Annotated in this window: 23 protein-coding genes; 14 read left to right on the plus strand and 9 right to left on the minus strand. The window is 63.9% G+C overall.

The genetic code is table 11. From position 1 onward, the window contains the following. Positions 1 to 30 precede the first annotated feature (30 nt). On the plus strand, positions 31 to 3489 hold the full coding sequence (locus ISS99_RS07010) for an ankyrin repeat domain-containing protein (protein WP_204630882.1): 3459 nt from the start codon (positions 31 to 33) through the stop codon (positions 3487 to 3489). A gap of 64 nt (positions 3490 to 3553) precedes the next feature. Here ISS99_RS07010 and ISS99_RS07015 read toward each other — a convergent pair whose 3' ends face one another. Then, a complete protein-coding gene (locus tag ISS99_RS07015) occupies positions 3554 to 5392 on the minus strand; it encodes a monovalent cation:proton antiporter-2 (CPA2) family protein (protein ID WP_204630883.1) in 1839 nt (612 codons plus the stop codon). A gap of 120 nt (positions 5393 to 5512) precedes the next feature. Between ISS99_RS07015 and ISS99_RS07020 the strand changes: the two genes are divergently transcribed. Further along, complete coding sequence (locus ISS99_RS07020) at positions 5513 to 6310, plus strand: glutaminyl-peptide cyclotransferase (RefSeq protein ID WP_204630884.1); 798 nt, start codon at positions 5513 to 5515, stop codon at positions 6308 to 6310. Between the two features lie 2 nt (positions 6311 to 6312). Here the strand turns inward: ISS99_RS07020 and ISS99_RS07025 are convergent, their stop codons facing one another. Beyond that, positions 6313 to 7194 (minus strand): LysR substrate-binding domain-containing protein, encoded by an 882-nt coding sequence (locus tag ISS99_RS07025; protein WP_204630885.1) that lies wholly within the window; start codon positions 7192 to 7194, stop codon positions 6313 to 6315. Positions 7195 to 7295: 101 nt separating this feature from the next. Between ISS99_RS07025 and ISS99_RS07030 the strand changes: the two genes are divergently transcribed. Genes ISS99_RS07030 through ISS99_RS07040 form a run of 3 tightly spaced genes read left to right on the plus strand, consistent with a single transcriptional unit; the run spans position 7296 to position 8569 of the window. Then, complete coding sequence (locus tag ISS99_RS07030; protein WP_204630886.1) at positions 7296 to 7622, plus strand: carboxymuconolactone decarboxylase family protein; 327 nt, start codon at positions 7296 to 7298, stop codon at positions 7620 to 7622. Beyond that, positions 7619 to 8170, plus strand: coding sequence for a DUF4865 family protein (locus tag ISS99_RS07035; RefSeq protein WP_204630887.1), 552 nt, complete (start codon positions 7619 to 7621; stop codon positions 8168 to 8170). The genes ISS99_RS07030 and ISS99_RS07035 overlap by 4 nt, the downstream gene beginning before the upstream one ends. Before the next feature lie 18 nt (positions 8171 to 8188). Next, positions 8189 to 8569 (plus strand): tautomerase family protein, encoded by a 381-nt coding sequence (locus tag ISS99_RS07040; RefSeq protein WP_204630888.1) that lies wholly within the window; start codon positions 8189 to 8191, stop codon positions 8567 to 8569. A 33-nt stretch (positions 8570 to 8602) separates the two neighbouring features. Here the strand turns inward: ISS99_RS07040 and hemB are convergent, their stop codons facing one another. Continuing rightward, the gene (gene hemB / locus ISS99_RS07045; protein WP_204630889.1) at positions 8603 to 9595 is read right to left on the minus strand and encodes a porphobilinogen synthase; all 993 of its coding nucleotides are present in this window, start codon (positions 9593 to 9595) and stop codon (positions 8603 to 8605) included. A gap of 213 nt (positions 9596 to 9808) precedes the next feature. Between hemB and ISS99_RS07050 the strand changes: the two genes are divergently transcribed. The 4 genes from ISS99_RS07050 (at position 9809) to ISS99_RS07065 (ending at position 13608) form a co-directional block, all read left to right on the plus strand. Beyond that, positions 9809 to 11332 carry a S53 family peptidase gene (locus tag ISS99_RS07050; protein WP_204630890.1) on the plus strand — a complete coding sequence of 508 codons (1524 nt, stop codon included), beginning with the start codon at positions 9809 to 9811 and terminating at the stop codon, positions 11330 to 11332. A gap of 103 nt (positions 11333 to 11435) precedes the next feature. Then, complete coding sequence (gene glk / locus ISS99_RS07055; RefSeq protein WP_204630891.1) at positions 11436 to 12437, plus strand: glucokinase; 1002 nt, start codon at positions 11436 to 11438, stop codon at positions 12435 to 12437. 36 nt (positions 12438 to 12473) lie between these two features. After that, complete coding sequence (locus tag ISS99_RS07060) at positions 12474 to 12827, plus strand: hypothetical protein (protein ID WP_204630892.1); 354 nt, start codon at positions 12474 to 12476, stop codon at positions 12825 to 12827. A 97-nt stretch (positions 12828 to 12924) separates the two neighbouring features. Continuing rightward, a complete protein-coding gene (locus ISS99_RS07065) occupies positions 12925 to 13608 on the plus strand; it encodes an HAD family hydrolase (protein WP_204630893.1) in 684 nt (227 codons plus the stop codon). A 148-nt stretch (positions 13609 to 13756) separates the two neighbouring features. Here ISS99_RS07065 and ISS99_RS07070 read toward each other — a convergent pair whose 3' ends face one another. Next, entirely contained in the window at positions 13757 to 14026 is a 270-nt protein-coding gene (locus ISS99_RS07070; protein WP_204630894.1) for an XAC0095 family protein, read from the minus strand. Between the two features lie 501 nt (positions 14027 to 14527). Here ISS99_RS07070 and ISS99_RS07075 point away from each other — a divergent pair. After that, positions 14528 to 15331: a hypothetical protein gene (locus ISS99_RS07075; RefSeq protein WP_204630895.1), complete on the plus strand. Its 804-nt coding sequence runs from the start codon at positions 14528 to 14530 to the stop codon at positions 15329 to 15331. A gap of 91 nt (positions 15332 to 15422) precedes the next feature. Here the strand turns inward: ISS99_RS07075 and ISS99_RS07080 are convergent, their stop codons facing one another. From ISS99_RS07080 to secB, 4 genes are all read right to left on the minus strand, one after another. Further along, positions 15423 to 16964: a hypothetical protein gene (locus tag ISS99_RS07080; RefSeq protein ID WP_204630896.1), complete on the minus strand. Its 1542-nt coding sequence runs from the start codon at positions 16962 to 16964 to the stop codon at positions 15423 to 15425. A 287-nt stretch (positions 16965 to 17251) separates the two neighbouring features. Next, positions 17252 to 20278 carry a DEAD/DEAH box helicase gene (locus ISS99_RS07085; RefSeq protein ID WP_204631006.1) on the minus strand — a complete coding sequence of 1009 codons (3027 nt, stop codon included), beginning with the start codon at positions 20276 to 20278 and terminating at the stop codon, positions 17252 to 17254. A 198-nt stretch (positions 20279 to 20476) separates the two neighbouring features. Further along, complete coding sequence (locus ISS99_RS07090; RefSeq protein WP_204630897.1) at positions 20477 to 21502, minus strand: NAD(P)H-dependent glycerol-3-phosphate dehydrogenase; 1026 nt, start codon at positions 21500 to 21502, stop codon at positions 20477 to 20479. A gap of 11 nt (positions 21503 to 21513) precedes the next feature. Further along, a complete protein-coding gene (gene secB / locus ISS99_RS07095; RefSeq protein WP_204630898.1) occupies positions 21514 to 22017 on the minus strand; it encodes a protein-export chaperone SecB in 504 nt (167 codons plus the stop codon). Between the two features lie 326 nt (positions 22018 to 22343). Between secB and rpmB the strand changes: the two genes are divergently transcribed. The 4 genes from rpmB (at position 22344) to ISS99_RS07115 (ending at position 23822) form a co-directional block, all read left to right on the plus strand. Then, entirely contained in the window at positions 22344 to 22580 is a 237-nt protein-coding gene (rpmB, locus tag ISS99_RS07100; RefSeq protein ID WP_204630899.1) for a 50S ribosomal protein L28, read from the plus strand. A gap of 10 nt (positions 22581 to 22590) precedes the next feature. Beyond that, positions 22591 to 22758 (plus strand): 50S ribosomal protein L33, encoded by a 168-nt coding sequence (gene rpmG / locus ISS99_RS07105; protein ID WP_008211962.1) that lies wholly within the window; start codon positions 22591 to 22593, stop codon positions 22756 to 22758. A gap of 103 nt (positions 22759 to 22861) precedes the next feature. Continuing rightward, a complete protein-coding gene (locus ISS99_RS07110) occupies positions 22862 to 23413 on the plus strand; it encodes a DUF4166 domain-containing protein (protein ID WP_284343779.1) in 552 nt (183 codons plus the stop codon). Then, on the plus strand, positions 23406 to 23822 hold the full coding sequence (locus tag ISS99_RS07115) for a thiol-disulfide oxidoreductase DCC family protein (protein ID WP_204630901.1): 417 nt from the start codon (positions 23406 to 23408) through the stop codon (positions 23820 to 23822). Before ISS99_RS07110 ends, ISS99_RS07115 begins: the two co-directional genes overlap by 8 nt. A gap of 77 nt (positions 23823 to 23899) precedes the next feature. On the opposite strand, the gene ISS99_RS07120 is transcribed toward ISS99_RS07115, so the two are convergent. Further along, positions 23900 to 25099, minus strand: a complete 1200-nt coding sequence (locus tag ISS99_RS07120) for a DesA family fatty acid desaturase (protein WP_204630902.1) — start codon at positions 25097 to 25099, stop codon at positions 23900 to 23902. Positions 25100 to 25165: the final 66 nt, after the last annotated feature.

Raw genomic sequence — 25165 nt, forward strand, 5'->3', positions numbered from 1 at the left:
ACGCGCTCCTGATTCCTATACTCGCCCACCATGCCACCTATCAAATCGCGCCGCCCATCCTCCGCCCTGACTTCGCTGATCTGGTTTTTGCCAGGCTTCGCCGTTGCAGGCATCGCCGCCGCCGTCGGCGCTCATCCGGCCACGCTCATTCTTTTGCTGCTCGCCAATACGCTGACCATGGCGGCGGTGTGCCACGCGATCGGTTTCGACCCGGAGCCCGACTTCCTGCGTACCGTGCTGCGTCGCGGCGCCGCGCACCTGACCATGTCCACCTGCTACGTGGCGCTGGTGTTCCTGCTGATCGCCTGGCCGATGTTGCGGCTTACCCAGCAACCCACGCTGGGCGCCAGCCTGCTGCTGGCGGCAGCGCTGGTGGTGGCGCTGGCGGCGCTGTGGCGACTGTGGCCAGCGTTTGCGCTGGTCTTCGTCTGGGATGACGCCTATCCCGCGCACGACAAGCACGAAGGCTCGTCCTTGTTCACCGCCTCGGCGCGCAGCATCGCGTTCGGACGGCACCTTTCGCGCGAAGAACATTTCTTCAGCCATTTCCTGCCCAGCTCGCTGGCGTTGCTGATCCTGTCGTTCGCGGCCATCGCCTTGAGCGGCCTGTATGTCGTGCTGCCGACCGAAATGCGCACGGCGGCCATCGTGCTCTATGCCGTGGTGGTACTGCCGCTGGGCGCGCTGGTCATCGCCAACCGCACCCTGCGCGTGATGCTGTGCGAAAACCGTCGACCCAAGCGCAAGGATTCGGCACGCGGCGAACGCATCGACCCTGCCGTTGCCGCACAACCTGCCGCGCCGCGGCTGAGCGAGCAGGAACTCACCGCCGGCACGCCGGAACAGGCACAGGCGCTGCTCGCCGCCACCCGCAACGGCGATATCCCGCGCGCCCTGACCCTGGTCGAAGCCGGCGCCGACCCCAATACCGCGCCCGCATCGGGCGATCGCGATCAACGGCCGGTGCTGATGTTGGCCGCGTTGCTGCCCGATCCGCATCTGCTGCGTGCATTGATCGCCAAAGGCGCCGACGTGAACCGCGCCAGCGGTGGACTGACGCCGCTGCTGGCCGCCACGCGCGACAGCTGGCACGGACGTGCGGACGCGGTGATGACCCTGCTCACCAACGGCGCAAGCCCGTTGGCCGCCGATGCCGAAGGCAACACCCCGTTGCACGGTGCGGTGCTTAGTGGAGAACCCACGGTCGCAGCGATGCTGCTGGATGCCGGCGCATCCGTCGACGCCATCAACAAGGCCGGCGCCAGTCCGCTGTCGGTCGCCTGCCGCGCAGCCAACTGGGCGTTGGTGCAGTTCCTGATCGAGCGCGGCGCCAAGGCATCGCCGGCCCACGGCGAGCCGGCGCTCGTCGCCGCTGCAGGCATTCCCGACGACGACGTCACCGGCATCAAGATGTTGCTCAAGCACCGCGCACCGGTGAATGGGCTGGACGCCAGGCAGCGCAGCGCGCTGATGACCGCCGCCGCCGAGGGGCACGAACAGATTGCCCGCGCGCTGCGCATTGCCGGCGCCGACGTGAACTTGGCGGACCATCATGGCACCACCGCGCTGATGGACGCCTCGCGTGCCGGCGCCGTCCCCGTGGTGCAGATGCTGGCGGATGCACAAGCCGATGCCCTCGCCCGCGACAAGCATGGGCGCGATGCATTGACCCTCGCCTGCCAATCCCCGCGCGCGCAAGTCGAAACCGTGCGCGCCTTGCTTGCGCTAGGCGCAGAGCCCAAGACACCCGGCGGCGATGGCCGCAGCGCGCTCGATCACGCCGCTGCCAGCGGGCGCTGGGACCTGGTTGCGCTGCTCGACCCCGAAACGCCGCTGCCCGCCAGCCTCGATCTGGATGCCATTTCCGAAGGAGCCGACACCCCGGCCCATCTGCTCGACGCGCTGCGCTTTGGCCACTGGGCGATCGTGTCCAGCTTCGGCAGCCGCGTGCGCGATTGGTCGCAAGCACAGTTGGCCCAGCTGTACCTGGAGCTCACCGATGCGGATCTCGGTTCCGCACGACGCTGGCTGCTCGACCACGGCCTGCAAGCCGAAGCGCGGCTGCAACCGCAATTGCTCGACGATACCGACGTCTTGCCGCCGCTCGGCCGGCGCCTGTTCGACGCCCTGCTGCCAATGCTGCCCGACAGCGCCAACGCCATCGCCGACCTGCTCGATGCCGGCGCCACGCCAGCGGGTTCCGGTCTGCTCGCGCAGGCGCTCAGTCGCCCGCAGCACGACGCGGCCGGCTGTGCGTCGCTGTGCTTGAGCATGCTTGAACGTGGCGCGGATCCGTTCGGCGTGGACGAACGCGACCGCACGCCGCTGCACCTGGCCGCCATCAACGGGCAAGCGGCCTTGCTGCAAGCACTGCTCACGCGCGGGTGCAACCCGAACACACGCGACAGCTACGGACGCACACCCTTGTTCGCCGCGCTCGAGCACGGCGCCGACGCATTGCCGATGGTGCGCGCCCTGGTCACGCACGGCGCCGATGCCGAAGCGGTGGACGTGAATGGCGAAACGCCGTTGGGCCTGGCGCTGGAACATTCGCAACTGGAACGCTGGCTGGACTGGAACGACTGGCAGCGCCCGCGCCGTCCGCTGCGCGCCGACGATTTGATTCACGCCGCCAAACTCGGCGCCGATGCCGCCGTGCATCGCCTGCTGGAACTGGGCTTCCCGGTCGATGCACGCGACGCACAAGGCGCCACCGCCTTGCTGCATGCCTGCGGCGCGGGTCACCGCGACGTTGCCATCACGTTGATCGAAGCCGGTGCCGACCTCGGCGCCAGCGCCCTCAACGGCATGACCCCGCTGGCTGCCGCGGTGGCTGCGCGGCGCGAGGCGCTGGTCGACCTGCTGCTGGATCGCGGCGCCGCCGTGGACCAGCGCCTGCCGGGCGATGCCACTGCCTTGATGATTTCCGCCGTACAGGGCTATCCGGAAATCGCCGAGCGCTTGCTGGAAGCCGGTGCCGATGCCAATGCCGTGGATGCGAAAGGCCACAGTGCTCTGCATGCCGCATCGCAGTTCGGTTTCGAAAAGAACGACAGCCTGCGTGCACGCCGACTCTTCGACGCCGTGCTCAAGCGCCAGGCCGATGCAAACCTGGCCGACACCGAAGGCATGACGCCGTTGCTGTTGCTGCTCGGCGCACACGTGCGTCCCGGCAGCCCTTGCGATGCCACGCACATCGGAGCCTTGCTGCCGGTGCTGCTGGATGCCGGTGCGCGGATCGAACACGCCGACCAGCGTGGCGTCACCGCCCTGCATGCTTGCGCGATGCACGCCTTGCTGCCGCCTGCGCGCGTGCTGCTGGCGCGCGGCGCCGACCGCAACGCCGCCGACAACTTCGGCCGCACCGCGGCGGATGTCGCCCGTCACCTGGGCCTGATCGATATTGCGCACGAACTGGCGGCACGCGGCACGGCCATTCCCAGCGTGCGGCAGACATTGCGCCAACCCGCGCAATCTTCCGATCAGTAAGCGCCTGAGCTTTGCCTTCCTGCCGCCATTCCGGGAATGACGGCAGGAAGCGGCAGCGCCGAAACTATTGCTCGTTGATCAGCGGCGTATCTGCGTCCGGCCCCTTCTCCACCGGCGCGGGAGTTTCCGCGTCGGCCTCGAACAGCCTGTTCAAATCGGCCACCGCCTCGCGCGTGGTCTGCAACAGCTTGGCCTCGTCGTCGTAGACCAAGTACTGGATCTTCATCAGTTCGGCGTCCTTGCGCCGGAAGCGCTCGACTTCCGCGATCGCCTCCTCCTCCGGTACACCTAGTGCTTCCAATGCCTTGCGGGTCATCTTGAGGCTGGAATAAAGCGTCTCGCGCACCGGCGCTTCCACCCCAAGATCCATCAAGCGCCAGACGTGCTGGCGGTTGCGCGCGCGCGCAATGACCTTCAGATGCGGATACATGCGCCGCACGACGCGTGCCACGTGCAGGCTGGACTCGGGGTTGTCGGTGGCGAGCACGAATACCTCGGCCTTGTCGGCCTGCGCAGCGCGCAGCAGTTCCGGACGCGCCGGATCGCCGTAGAAGATGTCGCCGCTGTTGCCGAAGCGCTGCACCAGGTCGAGCTGTTCGATGGAATGATCCAGCGCCACGAACGGGATTTTGCGCATGCGCAGCACGCGCGCCACGATCTGGCCCATGCGGCCGTAGCCCGCGATGATCACGCGCGGATGATCCACGTTGATGGTGTCGAACGGGCGCGTGGATTCCGCTTTCTTGCGTACACCCAGCACCTTGCCGGTTACCGCCACGAGCAACGGCGTCAACGCCATCGAAAGCGTGATGGCCAATACCAGCAAGCCGCTTTGCTTTTCCGCGACCAGGCCGCTGTCCGCCGCCTGGCGCAACACCACGAAGGCAAACTCGCCGCCGCTGGCCAGCAATGCCGCCAGCCGCAGCGAGTCAGCGCGATGCAAACCGCCCACGGTCAAGCCGAGCGGCCACAGCAGCACGCCTTTCACCAGCAGCAGCGCCAACGTGAGGCCAAGCACCAGCCAAGGCGACTGCAGCAGCAGATGCACCTGCATCGACATGCCGACGCTGATGAAGAACAGCCCGAGCAACAGGCCTTTGAACGGTTCCAGGTTCGATTCCAGCTCGTGCCGGTATTCCGAATCGGCCAGCAGCACGCCGGCGAGGAAAGCGCCCAGCGTCACCGACACACCGGTTTCTTCCATCAACCACGCCGTGCCCATCACCACCAGCAGCGCGGTGGCGGTGGAGACTTCCACCGAATCGGCGCGTGCCACGAAGCGGAACACCGGGCGCAACAGATAGCGTCCGCCCACCACCACCGCCACGATCACGCCGATCGTGCGCAACACGGCGTAGGAATCGATGCCGTGCTTGGCAGACGTGGACGCGAGCAGCGGTACCGCGGCAATCAGCGGAATCGCTGCCAGATCCTGGAACAGCAGGATGGCAAATGCCTGGCGCCCGTAGGCCGAGCCGGCCTCCTTGCGTTCCGCCAGTATCTGCAAGCCAAAGGCCGTCGAAGACAAGGCCAGGCTGCCGCCAACGATCGCCGCCGCCCCTGCCATCAGGCCAAACCACGAATACGCCACGGCACCGATCACCGCGCTGCAAGCCAACACTTGCAGCAAGCCGGTGCCGAACACCGACTTGCGCATGACCCACAAGCGCTGCGGCGACAGTTCCAGGCCGATCACGAACAGCATCAGCACGATGCCGAATTCGGAAATCGCCGCGACCCCGCTGGGGTCGGCAATCAACCGCAGCACTTCCGGGCCGATCACAATGCCGGCCAGCAGATAACCCAGCACCGCACCCAGGCGAAAACGCTTGGTGAGCGGTACCGCAATCACCGTGGCCAGCAGAAATACCACCGCGGTTTTCAAAAAATGATGGCTGTCCACGCCTGCTCCATGACTAGGGTTCTACCCGTGATCTGTTGCCGATTATTTCATGCGGCGCCCGCCTGGAACGTAAAAGTATGCGGCTGACGCAGATGATCAGACGTGGGATGATCCGACCCCATGAAACGACTGACCTTCCTACTCGCACTTCTCCTACTTGGCTGCGCAAACGCCGCGATGGCACAGGACGCCATTCCGGTTTACGGCTACCAGATCGTGCAGAAGTATCCCCACGATACCAAGGCCTATACCGAGGGCTTTTTCTATCTCAACGGTTATTTTTACGAAGCGACCGGCACCGTAGGCGAGTCGCAGGTGCGCAAGGTCGACGTGAAGACCGGCGAAGTGCTGCAGAAGCTCGACCTGCCGCCGCCCGACTACGGCGAAGGCATCGTGGCGTGGAAGAACCGCCTGATGGAGCTGACCTGGCAGTCGCACCACGGTTTCATTTACGACCTGAAGACCTTCAAGAAGCTCGGTACGTTCGAGTATCCCGGCGAAGGCTGGGCGCTAACGGCCGACAACAAGCACATCTACATGAGCGACGGCACGCCGACCATCCGCGTGCTCGATCCGGCAACGCTCAAGCAGGTCGGCCAGATCGACGTCACCGCCAACGGTCAGCCGCTGCACAACCTCAACGAGCTGGAGTGGGTAAAAGGACAGATCTACGCCAACGTGTGGCTGAGCAATGCCATCGTGCGGATCGATCCGGCCAGCGGCAAGGTCGTGGGCGTGATCAATCTCACGGGCCTGGCGCCCAAGCCAGGCGATACGCCCGATCCTACCAACGACGTGCTCAACGGCATTGCGTATGACGCCAAGCAGGACCGGCTGTTCGTCACCGGCAAGCGTTGGCCGTGGATCTACGAGATCAAGCTGGTTCCGCCGGCAGTCACTTCACCGGCGGCGAAATAAATTCAGGCGACTGCCGATTCGCGCAGTCGCTGCAAGATCAATTCGGACAAACGCTCCACCGCGGGCTCCGCATCCCCGCAATAAAGTGCCAGGCCGAGACTCGGCAGCGGCGGCAGATTCGCTTCCTGCGCATCGAGCGCACGCAAATCCCCGGGCAAGCTGATCGCCGTACGCACGCTGACCCCCAGGCCCGCTTTCACTGCGGCCCAGGTGCCTGCCAGGCTGGGGCTGGTAAACGCGATCCGCCACGGCACACCGGCTTGATCCAACGCCTGGGTCGCGGCGGTGCGCATCAGGCAAGGCGCATCGAGCACCACCAGCGGCAACGGTTCGCCGGGTTCGCGCCAGGTCGCCGAAGCCTCGTCGCTGCCAAAGATCCAGCGCATCGGCAAGGTATCCACGTGGACGGCATGGGCTGCGCCCTGCTCGGTCTCCCACGCCAGGGCCAGATCCAGGCGCCCGGCCTTCAACGAGTCCATCAGCACGGTATTGCGTGCCAGCTGCACCTCTACGCGCAGCTTCGGATGCGCGCGACGGAATTGCCCCAGAACTTCGGGCAAAACGCTTTCGCCGAAGTCCTCCTGCAGGCCCAATCGCACGCGCCCGGCCAATTCCACGCCGCGTACCGCACTGACCGCCTCATCGTTCAATTCCAGCAGCCGGCGCGCATAGCCGAGCATGACCTCGCCGGCTTCGGTCAGCGCCATGCCGCGCCCGGATTTGCGCAGCAGGGGCGTGCCGGCCTGGTCCTCCAGCTTTTTCAGCTGGGCGCTGACCGCTGAGGTGGAGCGCCCCAGCCGGTCGGCGGCCTTGGCGAAGCTGCCCAGTTCGATGCCGGCAACGAAGCTGCGCATCACGTCCAGGTCGAAGGTGACTCGGCTCATAAGATCATCCCGTTTTTCAGGATAGTTAATTCCAAATTTCCCGATTTTCAATAGTATGCTGGCTCGCTAATCTGACTCCGTCAAGACCACCGGAGTCCCTCATGCCCCACGATCCGCACTACGGCCAGCGCAGTCTCGGCGACCTGGCACCCAAGCTGGGCGAACTCACCGACCAGGTGCTGTTCGGCGATATCTGGCAACGGCCGGAGCTCAGCCCGCGCGAACGCAGCCTGATCACCGTTTCGGCACTGGTCGCGCTCAACCGCATCGAGCAACTTCCGTTTCATCTGCGCCGTGCCCGCGACAACGGCATCGACCGCGACACGTTGGCCGAGCTGATCACCCATCTGGCTTTTTACGCCGGCTGGCCATGTGCGGTATCGGCGGTGTCCGTTTTGCGCGCGGTCGAAGGAGAACCCACACCATGATCACCATGCAGTACCGCATCGGGCTTCCCGCCGATTACGACGTGGACATCATCCGCCGCCGCATTGCCGAGCGCGGGCATCTCACCGACGACTTCCCGCATCTGGCATTCAAGACATATCTCTACGCCGCCGGCCGCGAAAATCTCTACGCACCGTTTTATCTGTGGCGCAACCACGAAGGCATGAATGCCTTTCTTGGCGGCCGTGGGTTTGCCGGCGTGGTGGAATCGTTTGGGCGTCCGATCGTGCGCACCTGGTCGGTGTGGCGCGCGGAGACGGCAGCCGATCTTTCCGTTGCCAAACACGCCACGCGCGAAATCCTGCCCATTTCCGCGCAGCTCTCGCTTGGCACGCTGCGCGAGGAAGAAGACGCCAAAGTACGGCACGACGTCGAGCGCGGCGCGCTTGCCGCGATCAGCGCCTTCGACCCTACTTCGTGGACACTGATGCGTTTTCGCTTGTGGCGGAATGATGTCGCCAAGCCTGCCGGCGACGATGTCGACAGTTACGACGTCGGCCACGTTTCCCAGCCTGCATTCAAACACTGATCCACTCAGGAGCCTGTCATGCCTCTGGTTCGCATCTCGCTACGCCGCGGCAAATCCCCCGCCTATATCGCCGCCCTGCGCAACGGCATCTACGCCGCCATGCGCGAAAGCTTCAACGTGCCGGACAAGGATCGTTTCATCCTGGTCAGCCAGCACGATGCCGAAGAGTTCGACTACGACCCCAGCTATCTGGACATTTCACGCAGCGACAACCTGGTCATCGTGCAAATCGCCTGCAACAACACGCGCACTGTGGCGCAGAAGCAGGCTTTCTATAAATCCGTGGCAGAAAAACTGGCGGCCGACCCCGGCGTGCGGCCGGAGGATGTGTTTATCAATCTGCTGGAAACGGCCAAGGAAAACTGGTCGTTCGGCAACGGCATCGCTCAGTACGTTTAGCACTTACCCCTCTCCCGAGGGAGAGGGAAAAACTCATTCCCCGCGCAACCAGCGCGCAGCGTCGATCGCGAAATAGGTAAGAATCGCATCGGCGCCCGCGCGCTTGAATGCTGTGAGCGACTCCAGCACCACGGCACGCTCGTCCAGCCAGCCGTTCTGCGCCGCGGCCTTGAGCATCGCGTATTCCCCACTGACCTGGTACACGAAAGTCGGCACGCCGAACGCATCTTTCACGCGGCGCAGGACATCCAGATACGGCATGCCCGGCTTCACCATCACCGCATCGGCGCCTTCGGCGATATCCAGCTCGACTTCGCGCAGCGCCTCGTCGCCGTTGCCCACGTCCATCTGATAGGTGTGCTTGTTGCCCTTGCCCAGATTCCCTGCCGAACCCACCGCATCGCGAAACGGACCGTAGAACGACGAAGCATATTTGGCCGAATAAGCCAGAATGCGGGTGTGGATGAAGCCGGCACGTTCCAGCGCTTCGCGAATCGCGCCGATGCGGCCGTCCATCATGTCCGAGGGGGCGACGAAATCCATGCCTGCTTCGGCTTGTGCCAGCGACATCTTGATCAGCGCATCGACGGTGGGCTCGTTCATCACGTAGCCGTGCTCGTCGATCAAGCCGTCCTGGCCGTGCGTCGTGTAAGGATCGAGCGCCACGTCGCCGATCAGGCCCAGTTCGGGATATTTCGCCTTCAACGCACGCGTGGCCCGCTGCATCAGGCCCTGCGGATTCCAGGCTTCCGCCGCATCTTCACTCTTCGCCGACGCATCCGGCGACGGAAACAGCGCCAGCGCAAGAATGCCCAGGCGCACGCATTCGCCGGCCAGGGCCAGCAGGCCGTCGATGGAAACGCGGCTCACGCCCGGCATCGACGGCACCGGCTCGCGCTTGCCCTCTCCTTCAATCACGAAGGCGACCATGATCAGGTCGGTCGGCAGCAGCGTGTTTTCACGCATCAATGCGCGGGAGAAAGCGTCGCGGCGCATGCGACGCATGCGGATGGCGGGGAAATTCATGGGGGGACATCTCTTGCGATCTGTCCGCCTAGTTTAGCGCCAGGTCGATTCTGTGCGTTCGGACACATCGCCGCGGCGCGGCGGCGCAGAGGCTGAGATGGAGGATTCGGAGAATATCGACAGGAGCTAAACGCTCCGCTGCACGTTAGCGAGATCGACACATTTCACGTGGCATCTTCGCCCGGTGCACGTCCCCCTCCCAGGAGCCGCATCATGAGCCAGCCCACCAAGCGCCAGTCGCACTGGACCTCGCCGGAAGGCATGAAGTACCTCGGTCCGCATCAAAGCACTGACCCCATCGACATCACCATCGTCCTGCGCCGCTGCACCGATACCGCGCCACCTGCCGCATTCTGGCCGCACCCGCCGCGCTGGCCGCGCGGCGAATTCGGCCAGCATTACGGTGCGGCGCAGGCCGACCTGGAAAGCCTGCGTCGATTTGCACAACAGCATGGGCTGAGCGAGACCGGCAACGACGTGCACCGCCGCGTGTTGCATCTGCGCGGCGCGCCCGCGGCACTGGAAAAAGCGTTCGGCGTCACACTGGGCCAGTACCAGTTCAGCGGCAAACCGCCGTTTGTGGGATGCGGCCACGCCCCCACGCTTCCGGCCGAGGCCATCGCGGTACTGGGCCTGGATCGCCGCCCCGTGGCGCAACCCCGCTCGCGCCTGGCACAGGCTGCGCCCAATACCAGCTATACGCCGCTTCAGCTCGGCCAGTTGTACGAATTTCCCGCCGGCACGGATGGCACCGGCGAAACCATCGGCATCATCGAACTGGGCGGCGGCTTCACCACCAGCGACCTCACCCAGTATTTCTCGAGCCTGGGGATCAGCCCGCAGCCGAAGGTCGTGGCCGTTTCCGTGGCCGGCGGCCAGAACCAGCCCGGTGGCAGCGCCGACGACGAAGTGATGCTGGATATCGAAGTGGCCGGCGCGCTGGCCCCTGCTGCCACCATCGCGGTGTATTTCACCACCAACACCGACCAGGGCTTCTATGAAGCCATTTCGCAGGCAGCACACGACACCACCAACAAACCGTCGGTGATCTCGATCAGCTGGGGCGGCCCGGAAGAGAACTGGAACAGCTCCTCGCTCGCCGCGATGGAAACGGCCTTGCAGGATGCGGCCGCGCTCGGCGTCACCGTAACGGTCGCCGCCGGCGACAACGGTTCCAGCGACGGGGTGAGCGACAACCAGCCGCACGTCGACTTTCCCGCTTCCAGCCCTTACTCGCTGGCTTGCGGCGGCACCACCCTGGTGGCCAGTGGCAACACCATTCAAAGCGAAGTGGTGTGGAACGAAACCGCCAGCAACGAAGGCGCTACCGGTGGCGGCGTGAGTGTGGAATACGCACTGCCGACCTGGCAGCAGAACGCAAAGGTACCGGCTTCGCCCAGCGGCAGCAGCGGGCGCGGCGTACCGGATGTCGCCGGCAATGCCGATCCGATGACCGGGTATCAGGTACTGATCGGCGGGCAATCGCAGGTCATCGGCGGCACCAGTGCGGTGGCACCGCTGTGGGCGGCGCTGATTGCACGCTTCAATCAAAAACTCGGCGCACCGGTGGGCGACTTGCATGCGGCGATCTATCAGATCGGCGAATCGGCGTTTCGCGATATCACGCAGGGGAATAACGGCGCGTATCAGGCCGGGCCCGGATGGGATGCCTGCACGGGACTGGGCAGCCCGAACGGGCAGGCCTTGCTGACCGCGCTGGTCGCACAAAAAGGCTGAATTTCAGCGCCCTCCCTCCATGAGGGAGGGCGCAAGGCACGTACGCGCTGGACGAATGGGGCAACAACGGGCAGTCTTGTCGGGCTAGCCTTTCGGAATCCCCATGGATCGCTCGAATATCCCCACCCTGCTCGCCGACTTGGGCGGCACGAACGTCCGCTTCGCGCTCGCCGACACCGCCGCAGATACGCCGTTGATGATGGATAGCGTGCGCCGCTATCGCGTGAAAGATTTCGACACGCTGGCCGACACCATCCGCCAATACTTTGCCGATACCGGTCATACCGCGTCGCACGCGATCATCGCCGCAGCGGGCCGCATCGCCAATGGCGAAACGGTGCAGATCACCAATAATCCCTGGGCGGTATCCGCGCACGGCCTGCAGGAAGAGCTGCATTTGGACGGCGTGCGGCTGGTGAACGATTTTGCTGCGCAAGGCATGTCGATTCCGCTGTTGCGCAACGATCAATTGCAAACGGTTGGCGGCGCGCCCCTGCCCGTCCACGACAAACCCACACAAACGTTCGTAGTGATGGGACCGGGCACCGGGCTCGGCGTTGCCGGCCTGCTGCTTCGCCACGATCATTGGATCGTGCTGGAAACCGAGGGCGGACACGCCGGTTTCGCCGCGCACACGGCCGAAGACGTGGAAATTCTGCATCGCCTCAATGCGCGCTTCGGGCGCGTGTCCAACGAGCGCATGATCTGCGGCAACGGCCTGGTGAATCTCTACCTTGCCCTGGCCGACATCGCCGGCCAGCGCGCCGAGGAATACACCCCCGAAGACATCACAGCACGCGCCACCGACGCCAGCGATGCGCTGTGTGTGCGCACGGTGGAGACGTTGGCCGGCATCTTCGGCAGCGTGGCCGGCGACCTGGTGCTGAGCCTGGGCGGTTGGGATGGCGTGTATCTCACCGGCGGCGTGCTGAAAATCCTCATGCCCTGGCTGCAAAGCGGCGGGTTCCGCGAACGTTTCGAATCCAAGGGCCGCTTCCGCGACACGATGGTCAACGTGCCGACAATTGCGATTACGCATCCGGAGCCCGGCCTGCTAGGCGCCGCCGCGCTGGCCGTGCTGGAATCGGGACGCGTGCTACGCTGAGTTTCGCATCGAGGCCTGGGGCAAGGAGAGCCAGCCATGACCGAACAACCGATCAACCACCGCGCCTTGCGCGCCGCCGCCGAAACGGTGCGCTCCAAATTGCGCATCGCCAAAGCAGGGCCGTTCTTTACCGCGCTGTGCTTCTTCCTCGGTTATCAATTTGACCATGGTCAATACAGCGGTGTGGCGCCCGACTGGATTCCCACGGCGCTTTACGTCGCCGGGCCGCTGATCGCGGCGGCGCTGCTGATTCCTGCATTGCGCGTCGCCTGTCCCAAGTGCAAGGGGCGTTACTGCCAGTTCTCGACCATCTACCGGCGCGCCAGCAATCCGCCGCCGTGCGCGTGCTGCGGTTTCGACGTGGAAGGACACATTCCGCGCTACGGTTAACCGCACCAGGCGTTCTCGTCGTTCGACGAACGCGTCCATGCACCGTCAAGGTGGGTTGGGTTACGCTGCGCCCACCCACTTGCCTGCGAAGAACGTCATGCCTCGCTCAAGCACTGCATTTCTTTTCGACCTCGACGGCACCCTGATCGACAGCGTCTACCAGCACGTGCTGGCCTGGAAAGAGGCGCTGGACAAGGAAGGCGTGCTGCTGCCGGTGTGGAACATCCACCGCAAGATCGGCATGAGCGGCGGCTTGTTCACCAATATCCTGCTGCGCGAAACCGGCCTGGATATCACCGAAGACCGCATCCAACGCCTGCAGAAATGGCACGCCGAAGCGTTCAATCGGCATCACACACAGGGTTCGGTGCGCCCGTTGCCCGGCGCGCGCGAGCTGCTGGATTTTCTCACGCGCGAAGGCATCCCCTGGGCGATCGCCACCAGCGGGCGCATGCAGACGGCGGCGCACAACCTCGCCGCGCTCGGCGTCGATCCGGACAAGGTGCCGGTGGTGACGCGCGACATGGTGCGCCACGCCAAGCCCGATCCGGATCTGTTCCTGGCCGCGGCCGAGCGCCTCGGCGTGGACATCCATCAATCGCTGGTGATCGGCGACAGCATCTGGGACATGCTCGCCGCACAGCGTGCGCGCGCCTTGGGTGTCGGCCTGCTTTCCGGCGGTTACGGCATGGACGAGCTGCAGCGCTCAGGTGCATTTCGCGTATACGACGATCCGGCGGATCTGTTGCAGCACATTGATGAGGTGGCGGCGCGGGATTGACTCCCTTCGTTACGCTGGGCAGCGGGCTTGTGACGATCGCCTGGGAAGCGCTTTCTCAAGTATTTACCCCACCCCAGCCCTCTGCTACTGCGTCCCGCGGGACTAGCAGGGGGAGGCCGGGAAGTAGCCCCACGCGTACCACCCTCCATTAATGCCACTGCGACGGCGTCTGCAATCGATGCCCCTCACACTGCAACGCCGTCACCACTTCATCCACGCGCAGGCCGAAATCTTCCAGCAACTGCCCGAGATTGGAACGCCGCACTTCCAGCAACACGTCTTCCTCTTCCTCGGTCGACGCATAAATCACTTTCGCCATCAGAAACAACTGATCGCGCAACTGCTCCAGTTTCCGATATTGCTCTTCGTGCAAGACATATCCGCGCAGCGTCATGGCCGCAGGCTTGATCGCTTTCATACCTTCACTCCACACCGTTAGACACGCCGCGCATTGCGCGCGGCGTGAGGGATAACAGAGAAAAATCTGCAAGCCGTGTAAGCGTATGCCTACGCCCAGTCGGCCGATATCCGCTAAGACCCGGCTTCGTGCGTGAGGCACGAACGTGAAGTGAGCGAAAGCTGGCACAGCGGGGGCACGCATGCGTGCAGGTGCCGTATGATCCGGGGACCCATGATCAACTCCTTAGTCAGTTGGTTGTGGTAGCGAGTCGTGTGGGTTAGTGGCCCATGCGGCTCGCGCTCTTTCACTTCATACGCCGGGTGTGTGAAACCCTCGCTCCGAGGACACACCCGGCTTATTCAGGATGCTACGCGGGCAACTTTCTGTATGTCGGCGTAATCGGATGATGTAGGCGGGATAATTCCTGCACCGCCTATCCCGCCCCCCGGCACGCAAGTCATCGAAAATCGGGGTACGTCCGTTATGCTCTGCACTGGGGAAAGTCGTTCGGGTAGGGGTATGCTGAAAACGTCGCTGTTTGCTCTATGTACGCTCGCCATGAGCCTGTCGTTCGCTACGCCTGCCGCCGCGCAGACCGCTTCACCACCGGCCATCACGGTCAACGGCGAGGCTCCGACTACAGCGATGCAGCAAGGGGATGCCTCGCAATCCTCTCCCGCCCTCGACGACAAGAACATCAACTGCCCCACCGGACTGGAGCAGATTTTGCCGGGCGACTACTACGCCTGCGAAGCCCGCGCCGCCTACGGAAAGGAAAACTACGGCAAGATGCTCGACATGCTGAATGAGTCGGCCTATTGGGCCAACAAGGATGCGCAATACACGCTGGGCCTGGCCTATTTCAACGGCGACACGGAAGACATCGAGCAGAACCGGCCGCTGGGCCTGGCCTGGCTCGCCCTTGCAGCGGAGCGTAAAAATCCGCAATACCAGCTTGCCAATGCCCAGGCCCGTGCGCAGGCGACGGCGGCGGAACTTCGCGAAGCGCAAAAGCTGTTGAAAAAGATGACACCGAGGTACGGCGACAGTGTCGCCGCGACGCGTGCGATCAGGCGTTTCAACCAGACAATCAGGGACATCGATGACGCGGCACGTGAAGGCGGCATCGTGGATATTCCTGGCTTTTCGCCATTCCCCGAAAGCGCCTTTGTGATTGCCAACAAACTGCATGACGAAGCCACCATGGATTTCTCGACATTCCAAGGCACCGTCGTTGTCGGCAAACCGGAATGGGTGCAGAACAATCCGGGCAACGGCGCGCCAGCGACGGCATCCAGCACCGGCCATGCCTCATCTCCCTAGTTGATCTCAAAAAAACGCTACGCCTGACTCCACAAAAAGAAACGGCCGCGCAGCTTTGCGTGGCCGTTTCTTTTTTACGACACCAGCCTCATTACGCGTGATGCGGCTGTTCCTGCGGCACTACCTGATGATGCAGGGCGATGAGATCGGCCGACGCGACTTGCGCGTGAGCATGCAACACAGTAGACGCACCCGTGGCAATCTGCGCATCCACGTCCGCCACGCTGAGCGTGGCATGGCTTACGTGGTGAGTCTGGTCCGTGAACAACCCGGCATCGCTGCTGCTTAGCACGTCGCTCAGCGAGGGGCCGTGCGCAGCGTCCGTGTCGGCGTGACTATCGACCTGGGGTGCAGACGAGGAGGAAGTGTCCTGGTCCTGGATATAGACCGGGAACGCAGGACTCTCGTGATCCAGAGACGGCGCCCAGGCAATGAGATTGATTGAAATATCGTGCAAAGGCAGATCGCCGGGGCTGATGTGCACCGTCCAGCTACCGTCTTGCTGCACGGTGCTGGCGCCCACCTGGAACAATTGCCCTTCGGGAAGCTTCAGCAGCACGAAGATACGTTCGCCCGGCTCACCACCACCATGGCCGGCTACCACCTCGGGGAATCCATCGGTGGCGTTTCCGGAGCCAATGTCCGCGCCGACGTGATCGTACACGTGATCGATGGAAGGCGTGCGCTCAACGTCGGCCGCACTCAGCGTCGCTTCGACAACGTGCGTGGATGGGTCCGCCAGCTGTTCGGCATGGTCGGCGTGCACGTCGCTCGCTGACGCCACGTGCGTCGTGGCGGCGACATCTGCCGCCTGGATGGCATCGACGTGCTGAGCCGCTTCCGTCGACGATTGCGTGGCACTGGCGCTCCCACTTACCGAAATCGGATAGGTTCCGCTCACGGCGCTGTGATCGCTCAATTCAGCGCGGAATTCATGCGCGCCGGCACCGATCGTCACGAGACTGTCCGCCTGCCAGTGGCCGTTGGCATCGGCCTGTGCCGTACCCACAACCTGACCGGTGACGAGGTCATAAACGGTTATGGATGCATTCGCCGTCGCCGTGCCGAAGAATTGCGGATGCAGAGGGTCGGAGGCTTCGAAGTTCGGCCCCAGGAATGCATGCGAATCGGCATCCGGATGCAGGCCATCGAGGCTGACGAAGGGGCCTCCCGAATCCGGCGGAAAGCTGGTGGCACTGGAGTCGACGTGCAGGTCATACGCTGCGCCGGTTTTGCCGGAATCCGAAACGACGGTAAGTACGTGGTCGCCATTGCTCACGCCGGTGAAGCGGGCCGAGAACCACTTCCCGTCGCCATCGACCTTTACCGTGTCGTACTTGACGCCATCGACATACAGTGTGACGGAAGTGCCAGGCTCGCCCGAGCCATAGATGAAGGGCGTGGTGTCGTTGGTGCTGTGATAGGAACCGATTCCGCTGATGACGCCACTCTCATTCACTCGCGTCACCGATTCGATTTGCGGTGCCACACCGGCAGCGGCAGTCGTTGCGACTTGCGCTGCGTCACCGATCGAATCCCGGCCGATGCTTCCGTAGGCATTCGAGGCCGCTGGAACCAAGTCTGCTTGATCGCTTTCAATGGGGTTGCCAAAAAAATCGTAGTTGCTTGCCATGGATGAACGTCCTTTTATTGAAGTCGTGAAGTGCCTTGCGGATGCTTCGAGGCTCACCGGTGCAAAGCAGCGACCGAATCGCGATCCACGCGAGCCCAAGCGCAGAGCCCTACAACGTAGGCACCCTGCACTGCGATCAACATCAGACGACCCTTAACCCTTGGCGTGATGTGCGTCCAATAAAAAAGGTTGTGCGATGTCATCGCACAACCCTTTTCGTTCGGATGGAATCCCGGTTACCGGAGTGGCACCGAACACGTGCACATTCGATTTAGAACGACAGGCAATCAGCCCGGAGCAAGCAAGGCATCCAGGTCCGCCTGATCGAAACTGAGCCTTTCGCGCGTACCGCCGCCTTCCAATACCGCTTCGGCAAGTTCCGCCTTGCGCGCCTTCAGCTCTTCGATGCGCTCTTCGACCGTACCGGCCGTGATCAGGCGGAACACGAATACCGGCTTGTCCTGACCGATGCGGTGTGCACGATCGCTGGCCTGCGCTTCGGCGGCGGGATTCCACCATGGGTCGTAGTGGATCACGGTATCGGCCGCCGTCAAGTTGAGACCGACGCCACCGGCCTTCAGCGAGAGCAGGAACAACGGCACGTCGCCGTCCTGGAAGCGCTGCACCGGCTCGGCGCGATCGCGTGTCTCGCCGGTGAGCATCACGTAGCGGATGCGGCGGCGCTCCAGTTCGCTGGCGATCAGCTTCAGCATTTCGGTGAACTGCGAGAACAGCAGCACCTTGCGGCCTTCGGCCAGCAAGGCCGGAAGCATGTCCATCAGCAGCTCGAACTTGGCCGAATCGCGCACGCCGCGTGCCGCCTCCAGCTTCACCAGTCGCGGATCGCAACAGACCTGGCGCAGTTTCAGCAGGGCATCCAGCACCACGATGCCGCTGTGAGCAATGCCGCGCTGCGCGATGACTTCACGCAGCTCGTCGGCCAGCGACAGGCGCAGGCTTTCGTACAGCTCGCGCTGGCGACCATCCAGCACCACTCGGCGAGTGATCTCGGTTTTCCGCGGCAACTCGGAGGCGACCTGCGCTTTGGTGCGCCTCAAAATAAAAGGTGCAAGACGACGATTGAGGCGCTCCTGGCACTCTTCGTCGCGCTGCTTTTCGATCGGCACGCGATAGTGGCGACGGAACGCGCCTTCGTCGCCCAGCAGTCCCGGCACCGCCAGATCGACCTGCGACCATAGCTCGCCGAGATGGTTTTCCAACGGCGTACCGGTAAGGCAGATGCAGCGCGGCGCACGCAGCGTAAGTGCGGCACGGCGCGCCTGGGTGCGCGGATTCTTCACCTGTTGGGCTTCGTCGAACACGATCAGCGAGAACGGCTGCTTGCGCAAGGTGACGACGTCGCGCGGCAGCAAGGCATAGCTGGTCAACACGATGTCCTGCGCGGCGATCTGCGAAAAATCGCCGCTGCGTTGCGGACCGTGCAAGGCCAGCGCACGCATCGAAGGCGCAAAGCGGTTGATCTCCGCCAGCCAGTTGGGAATCAGGCTGGTGGGCACCACCACCAGCGCCGGCTGCGACAGGGCGCCGCTCTCTTTGAGCGCGAGCAAATGGGTGATGAGCTGCAGCGTCTTGCCCAGGCCCATGTCGTCGGCCAGCACGCCGCCGACGCCGGCTTCGGCCAACGCGTTCAACCAGCGCAAGCCTTCGCGCTGATAGGGGCGCAATTCGACGGTGAGCCCTTGCGGTATCGCGTCGCTGGCGCGTTCGGCCGCGTCGCGCAGGCGTGCGGTGAAACCGCGCAATTGTTCGGGCGCCTGCAGCTCGCCGCCGCTGGGCAGCGCTTCGACGATTTCTTCCAGGCGGCCGGCCTGCACCCGCGGCAGGTGCAGCTTCTTCTTGGGCTTTTCCAGGTATTCGGCGAGCGGCGCCAGCAGGCCGCGCAGTTCTTTCAGGCGCACCGGCACGCGGCGGCGCTCATCCACCGGCGCGTACCACACCGCGTCCTCAGGCTCGTTCGGCGCGGGGCTGAGGTTGAGCTGGTGTTCGGCCAGCGCCTGCGCCACGGCGGGCAACAGGTTGCGGCGCTTGCCTTCCACTTCGATGCCGATTTCCAGATCGAAAGCGTGGTCGTCGGTGTCTTCCACCGCGTTGCCGTACCAGCGCACCGGGCCTTCGAGCACTTCGAAGGGAAAGCTGGGTGCGTATTCGAGCGTGAAGCCTTCGGCTTCCAGCTTGGGTCGCAGCGCCAGCCAGCGCGCCGGCGTGTTCACTTCCAGCGCGCCGGAGTGGCCCTTGCCGGGGAACAGCCAGGCATCTTCCGGCAGGGTGTCGGCCAGATCCCAGGGCAGGCCTTCGGTATCCACGCCGAGCGTGAGTCCGGCGCGCTCCAGCTGTTCCATGGTGGACAGCTCTTCGGCGCGGCGGCGGGTGATCTCCACCAACTGGCCATTGCGTATGCGGCGCACCAGCGGCTCGCCGCCTCGGCCGGGCAGGCGCTCGCCGGCGTAATCGAAGGCGAGCCGCGCATAGGCTAGCGGCGGAGTGCCGGCGGCGAGGCGCGCATGACGGGTCAGGGCATGCAGCGTGAGCACTGGCTTGGGCGCCAGTTCGGCGCGACGCAGTTCGTCGAACACCTGCGGCAACGGAAGGCGATGCGCGAGGCGGCTGGACGGCAGACGATCGCGCAGGATGCGGCTGTATTCGTGCTTGAGCGCAGGCAGGTCGAGCCAATGCGTCTCTTCCGCATCGGCTTCCAGGTGCCCCAGCTCGGCGCGCTCGGCATCCAGGAACCAAAGACCATCCACGCGCAGCAGGCGCTGGCTGTGCGGCAGCGCCGGCAGCAGCCGCTGGCTGCCGTCGTTTTCCAGATGCCAATGCCAGTTGAGCTGGTGCGACTTGCCGCGCGAAAGACGCAGGCCGGCCAGGCCGCCGAGGAAGCAGGGGGCCGTGTCGAGCATTTCGGCCAACAGCGTGTTGCCGACGTGACCGGCCAGCCGCGCGTAGCTGCGCGATTTGCGCAAAGCCTGCGGCAGGCCCAGCACGGCTGTGGCCAGGCGTTGCTCGTGCGCCTGCATGGCCGTGTGCGCGAGCATTTTGCTTTCCAGCGGCGCCGGACGAGTGAAGCGGCCGTGTTCGACCGGTACCAGCAGCACCGGGGCGGCATCCAGGCGACCGTAAGGCGCGCCTTCTTCGGGCATCACCTCGAAGAAGAAACCCAGCACGACGTGTTCATGCGCCGCGCTGGCGACAGCCGGCTTGGCCAGCAGCTTGCGCCACACGCCTGGCAGGCTTTCCTCTCGCTCCTCGCCGGTGGCGGAAGGATCGCCGTGCTGTTTCTCGTCCGGTAGGTGCATGCGCATGCGATCCCTGGAGCGATCAAAACCTTGAGCTTAGCAGCGATCCGGGTCGGTACGACAAGCGATGTGGAGATATCTGAAACGCAATGCGCCGGGCGTCAGCATTTGCGGCCGTTTTTCCGGCTTTCGCAGTGTCTTTTGCGCTTTCCGCCGCCGTTCCTGCTCGTGCGGGAATGGCGGCGACAAGATGCAGTCTCAGCGAGGTTCGAACAGGCCGATCGGATATTCGGGCTTCTGTTCGCGCGCCATCAGGGCTTTGAGTCCTTCGGTCGGCGTCACCTCGCCATGCAGCACGGCTTGCACGCCCTTGCTGATGGGCAGGTCCAGGCCGTGCTTGTTGGCCAGGCGCATGACTTCGTCGGCCGTCACCACGCTTTCCACCACCTGGCCGATCTGCGCTACGGCTTCGTCGATACCCACGCCCTGCCCCAGTGCCAGACCAAGGCGGCGGTTGCGGGACAGATCGCCGGTGCAGGTGAGCACCAGGTCGCCCAGGCCCGACAGGCCCATCAGGGTTTCCGGTCGCGCACCCAGTGCCACGCCCAGGCGCAGCATTTCGTTCATGCCGCGGGTGATCAGGCCGGCACGGGCATTGAGGCCCAGCTTCATGCCGTCCGCTACACCGGTGGCAACCGCCAGCACGTTCTTCATCGCTCCGCCGAGCTCGGCACCGAGCACGTCGTTGCCCGAATACGCACGGAAGTTGGGCGCATGCAGCAGCACGGCCAGCTGTTGGGCGAAGGCATCGTTTTCCGAATGCACGGTGACGGCGCTGGGCATGCCGGCGGCCACTTCGCGCGCGAACGACGGCCCGGTGATGACCGCGGCGGCACGCCCAGGCAGCTTTTCGGCCACCAGTTCATGCAAAAAGCGCCCGGTGCCCGGCTCGAAGCCCTTGGTTGCCCACGCGATATTGGCGTCGGGATCGAGCAGCGGCGCGATCTCGTCCAGCATGTCGGTAAAGGCGTGGCTGGGCACCACGATCAGCACAACCTTGGCCCCGCGCACGGCAGCGGCCAGGTCGGGCTCGTAGTCCAGCCCGGCCGGCAATTCCAGGTCGGGCAGATAGCGCTGATTGCGGCGGGTCGCCTTCATGTCCGCCAGCGCCTCGGGGTTGCGACCCCAGAGGCGGGTGGGCACTCCATTGCGGGCGGCCAGGGTGGCCAGCGCGGTTCCCCACGACCCGGCCCCCAGCACAGCCATCGTTGGCTGGTCACTCATGGTGGTGAAGCTCAGCTGTTGAGCGTATGCGGCTCACCGCCGGCCACGCGGCGCTGCTGTTCGGCGTACAGGGCCTCGAAATTGATCGGCTGCAGCAGGAACGGCGGGAAACCGCCTTCCTGCACGAGGCCGGAGATGATCTGGCGCGCGTAGGGGAACAGCAGGTTCGGGCAATAGCTGCCGATGATGCCGGCATGGTCGGCTTCAGTGAAACCGGCAATGCCGAACAGGCCGGCCTGGTGCACTTCGGCCAGGTAGGCGGTGCGCTCGTTGATGGTGCAGGTGAGGGTGAGGCTCAGCACCACCTCGTAAAGATCGTTGCCCAGGCCGGTCGCGCGCTGGGTCAGGTTGAGCTGGACCTGAGGCGCTTCAGTGATTTCGCCGATTTCCTGGAAGATCTGCGGGGCATTGGGTGCCTCGAAGGACACGTCCTTCACGTAGATCTTTTGCAGCACCAGCGTCGGCTGGCCGGCGGCGGGGCCGTTGTTCTGGCCGTTGGCGGTAATTTCTGCCATGGGAATCCCTCGGTTCAAATGGGCACGCGCGCGGGGCGCAAAGGAAAGGATTGTTCCATACATCCCCGTCTGCCGCCATGAGACCGCTGCCCCGCTCTTGGTCCCATGCCGAAGCCGCCTTTGCGCAAATATTGCGCACCGCCTTGTTTTTCTGAGACAATGCGCGGCTCGCCCTACTCGACCCGGTCTTCCGGGCACGTTCGCAACGCGATGCGGACCTCACGACGCACGGCGAAAGCTCTACCTCCAGCATCGCGTGGCGCATGGCGCCGCTGGGCCGATGTCGCCCTGGCCAACGGGCGGTTCACGAATTTACGGAGGTCATCATGGCCCGTGTATGCCAAGTCACCGGAAAAGGTGTGCGGACCGGCAACAACGTCTCGCACGCTAACAACAAGACCCGTCGCCGCTGGTTGCCCAACCTGCATGAGCGTCGCTTCTGGGTTCCCAGCGAAAACCGTTGGGTGAAACTGCGCGTCTCCAACCAGGCGCTGCGTACCATCGACAAGAAGGGCATCGAGGCCGTGATCGCCGACCTGCGTGCCCGTGGTGAAAAGGTCTGAGGAGTAAGTCATGGCTAACAGCAAGCAAGACAAGATCCGCCTGATCTCGTCGGCCGGTACCGGCCACTTCTACACCACGCAGAAGAACAAGAAGAACACCCCGGAAAAGTTCGAGTTCAAAAAGTACGATCCGGTTGTGCGCAAGCACGTGATTTACAAGGAAGGCAAGATCAAGTGATGTCGGCTCCGGCCGGGCACTGATGCCTTCGAAAGAACCCGCCGCAAGGCGGGTTTTTTTTGCCCGCTTGCCAACGCCGAGGCAACGCTTCGATGATTCGCACGTGGACGAAGCCAACGCACTCTTTCCCGGCCTGCTTGGCGACACCGCCTGGCAGGCGCTACCCGAACCCGTAAGGCGCATGCATGGCAACGCGCCGCGTGTCGCTGCTCGCGGCATGGCAGACGTGGAGGGCGGCACCCACCTGGTTGTGCGCGTGCTTCGCACGTTATTGGGGCTGCCATCGCCAGGCACTCAACAGGCCTTGGCGTTTTCTATCGAACGCAGCAACGGTCGCGAAACGTGGACACGAGGTTTCGCACGCAGCCAGATGCGCTCCGTACTCGTGCGCGATGCAGAGGCACCGCATCTACTTGAACGCCTCGGACCGATAACCCTGCGGCTCGCCTTGCAGCACGATGCAACGGGCATCGACTGGCATTTGCTTGCCGCATCGGCATGGGGCATGCCCATACCTCGCACTTGGCTTGGCAAGGTAGTTTCGCGCTGCAGCGCGCGTGACGGGCGCTACACTTTTGATATCGACACGCGTCTGCCGCTGGCTGGCAGGCTGGTGACTTACCGCGGCTGGCTGGAGATCGTGCCGGATGACTGAAAAGTACGCGCAACTGATCGTGGTCTACGACGGCACCTGCCTGTTGTGTAGCCGCTGGATCCGCTTCCTGTTGAAACACGATCAGGCAGGCCGTTACCAGTTTGCCGCCATGCAATCGGATAGCGGACGCCAGCTATTGCAATCACACGGCCTGGACCCCCATTCCCCATACTCGATGCTGCTGGTCGATGACGGCAAGGGCTATACCGACACCACCGCTATCGCTCGCGTTCTTGGCGGATTGCCACAGCGGCGCTGGCAATGGTTAGGAGCAGCCACGTCACTACCGCCAAAGGGCATGCGTGATCGCGTTTACCGCTTCGTGGCGCGTCATCGCTACCGTTTGTTCGGGCGCAGCGAGCAATGCTTCGTGCCTACACCCGAACAACGTGCGCGCTTCATGCCCTGACCATCTCGGTCGATATATCCCCACAAAAAAGCCCGCCATCGAGGCGGGCTTTTTGATTTCGATGGCTGCAAGAGCAATCAGGCGTTGTTGCCCACCAAGGCATAACCCTTCAAGCGCTGCGCGAATTCCTGCAGGGCACGAATACCGCTCTGCTCGGCCTCGACGATCCACTGCTGCAGGCCTTTGAGCGCCTGGTCGGCACCGCGCTGTTCCATCAGTTCGGCAAGGCGATTGCGGAAATCGCACACGGTGCTGAGGGTCGGGCGCTTGGCCAGCACGGCCTGCATGCGTTCGCGACCTTCGCCATCCAGCCAGCGGCCGCCATCGGCAAATGCACGGCGCATGCGACGGGGAACGGACTTGATGCTCTCGCCGGCATGCTGCGCTTCGTCGGCCAGGGTCGGCACGATCACGTTGCGGTAGTAATCGGTCATTGCCTGGAAGCGGTGAGTCAGCACGGCCTTGAGCGTTTCGGCGTCCGGCAGATGCACGTTGGGGCGCACATCCAAAGTTGGCGCCACGCGCAGCACCTTCGCAAGGCCGACCGAGCGCAGCGCGCAGATCATCGCCCAGCCGATATCGAACTCCCACTTGCGCAGCGCGAATTTCGCCGAGCTGGGGAAGGCGTGGTGATTGTTGTGCAGCTCTTCGCCACCGATCCAGAAACCCCAGGGCAGCAGGTTGGTAGCGGTGTCGGAGCTTTCGAAGTTGCGGTAGCCCCACCAGTGGCCGATGCCGTTGACGAAACCGGCGGCCCAGAACGGGATCCATGCCATCTGCACGGCCCACACGGCCGCACCGATCACGCCGAACAGGGTGAAGTTGATGATCAGCATCAGTGCCGGACCCCAATAGGGGTGGGCCGAGTAGAGCTTGCGCTCGATCCAGTCGTCGGGCGTGCCGCGACCGTACTTCTCGAGGTCTTCGGTCACGTAGCTGGCGTCGCGATACAGCGCCACGCCGTCCCAGAACACCTTCTTGATACCGTAGATCTGCGGGCTATGCGGATCTTCCTCGGTTTCCACCTTGGCGTGGTGCTTGCGGTGCACTGCCACCCACTCCTTGGTGACCATGCCGGTGGTCAGCCAACCCCAGAAGCGAAAGAAATTGGCGATGGCCGGATGCAGGTCGACGCCGCGATGCGTCTGGCAGCGGTGCAGATAGAGCGTCACCGTAAAAATGGTGATCTGGGTCATGACCAACAGGTAGACGAGAATCGCCACCCAACCGGCGCCACTCACTCCATTGGAAAGGAAATGCAGCACAGCGTCTAACATCGTGGATATACCTGGAAACGTTGAAAAAGCAGTGTAGTGGGAGGGTACCCATACCTACCAGCATGG

This window comes from Dyella mobilis, from assembly GCF_016904945.1.
In the GTDB taxonomy this organism is placed as follows: Bacteria; Pseudomonadota; Gammaproteobacteria; order Xanthomonadales; family Rhodanobacteraceae; genus Dyella_B; species Dyella_B mobilis.

Coding starts and splice junctions, on each gene's coding strand:
- ISS99_RS07010 (WP_204630882.1), top strand. CDS start 31: ATGCCACCTATCAAATCGCGCCGCCCATCCTCCGCCCTGACTTCGCTG.
- ISS99_RS07020 (WP_204630884.1), top strand. CDS start 5,513: ATGAAACGACTGACCTTCCTACTCGCACTTCTCCTACTTGGCTGCGCA.
- ISS99_RS07025 (WP_204630885.1), bottom strand. CDS start 7,194: ATGAGCCGAGTCACCTTCGACCTGGACGTGATGCGCAGCTTCGTTGCC.
- ISS99_RS07030 (WP_204630886.1), top strand. CDS start 7,296: ATGCCCCACGATCCGCACTACGGCCAGCGCAGTCTCGGCGACCTGGCA.
- ISS99_RS07035 (WP_204630887.1), top strand. CDS start 7,619: ATGATCACCATGCAGTACCGCATCGGGCTTCCCGCCGATTACGACGTG.
- ISS99_RS07040 (WP_204630888.1), top strand. CDS start 8,189: ATGCCTCTGGTTCGCATCTCGCTACGCCGCGGCAAATCCCCCGCCTAT.
- hemB (WP_204630889.1), bottom strand. CDS start 9,595: ATGAATTTCCCCGCCATCCGCATGCGTCGCATGCGCCGCGACGCTTTC.
- ISS99_RS07050 (WP_204630890.1), top strand. CDS start 9,809: ATGAGCCAGCCCACCAAGCGCCAGTCGCACTGGACCTCGCCGGAAGGC.
- glk (WP_204630891.1), top strand. CDS start 11,436: ATGGATCGCTCGAATATCCCCACCCTGCTCGCCGACTTGGGCGGCACG.
- ISS99_RS07060 (WP_204630892.1), top strand. CDS start 12,474: ATGACCGAACAACCGATCAACCACCGCGCCTTGCGCGCCGCCGCCGAA.
- ISS99_RS07065 (WP_204630893.1), top strand. CDS start 12,925: ATGCCTCGCTCAAGCACTGCATTTCTTTTCGACCTCGACGGCACCCTG.
- ISS99_RS07070 (WP_204630894.1), bottom strand. CDS start 14,026: ATGAAAGCGATCAAGCCTGCGGCCATGACGCTGCGCGGATATGTCTTG.
- ISS99_RS07075 (WP_204630895.1), top strand. CDS start 14,528: ATGCTGAAAACGTCGCTGTTTGCTCTATGTACGCTCGCCATGAGCCTG.
- ISS99_RS07080 (WP_204630896.1), bottom strand. CDS start 16,964: ATGGCAAGCAACTACGATTTTTTTGGCAACCCCATTGAAAGCGATCAA.
- ISS99_RS07085 (WP_204631006.1), bottom strand. CDS start 20,278: ATGCACCTACCGGACGAGAAACAGCACGGCGATCCTTCCGCCACCGGC.
- ISS99_RS07090 (WP_204630897.1), bottom strand. CDS start 21,502: ATGAGTGACCAGCCAACGATGGCTGTGCTGGGGGCCGGGTCGTGGGGA.
- secB (WP_204630898.1), bottom strand. CDS start 22,017: ATGGCAGAAATTACCGCCAACGGCCAGAACAACGGCCCCGCCGCCGGC.
- rpmB (WP_204630899.1), top strand. CDS start 22,344: ATGGCCCGTGTATGCCAAGTCACCGGAAAAGGTGTGCGGACCGGCAAC.
- rpmG (WP_008211962.1), top strand. CDS start 22,591: ATGGCTAACAGCAAGCAAGACAAGATCCGCCTGATCTCGTCGGCCGGT.
- ISS99_RS07115 (WP_204630901.1), top strand. CDS start 23,406: ATGACTGAAAAGTACGCGCAACTGATCGTGGTCTACGACGGCACCTGC.
- ISS99_RS07120 (WP_204630902.1), bottom strand. CDS start 25,099: ATGTTAGACGCTGTGCTGCATTTCCTTTCCAATGGAGTGAGTGGCGCC.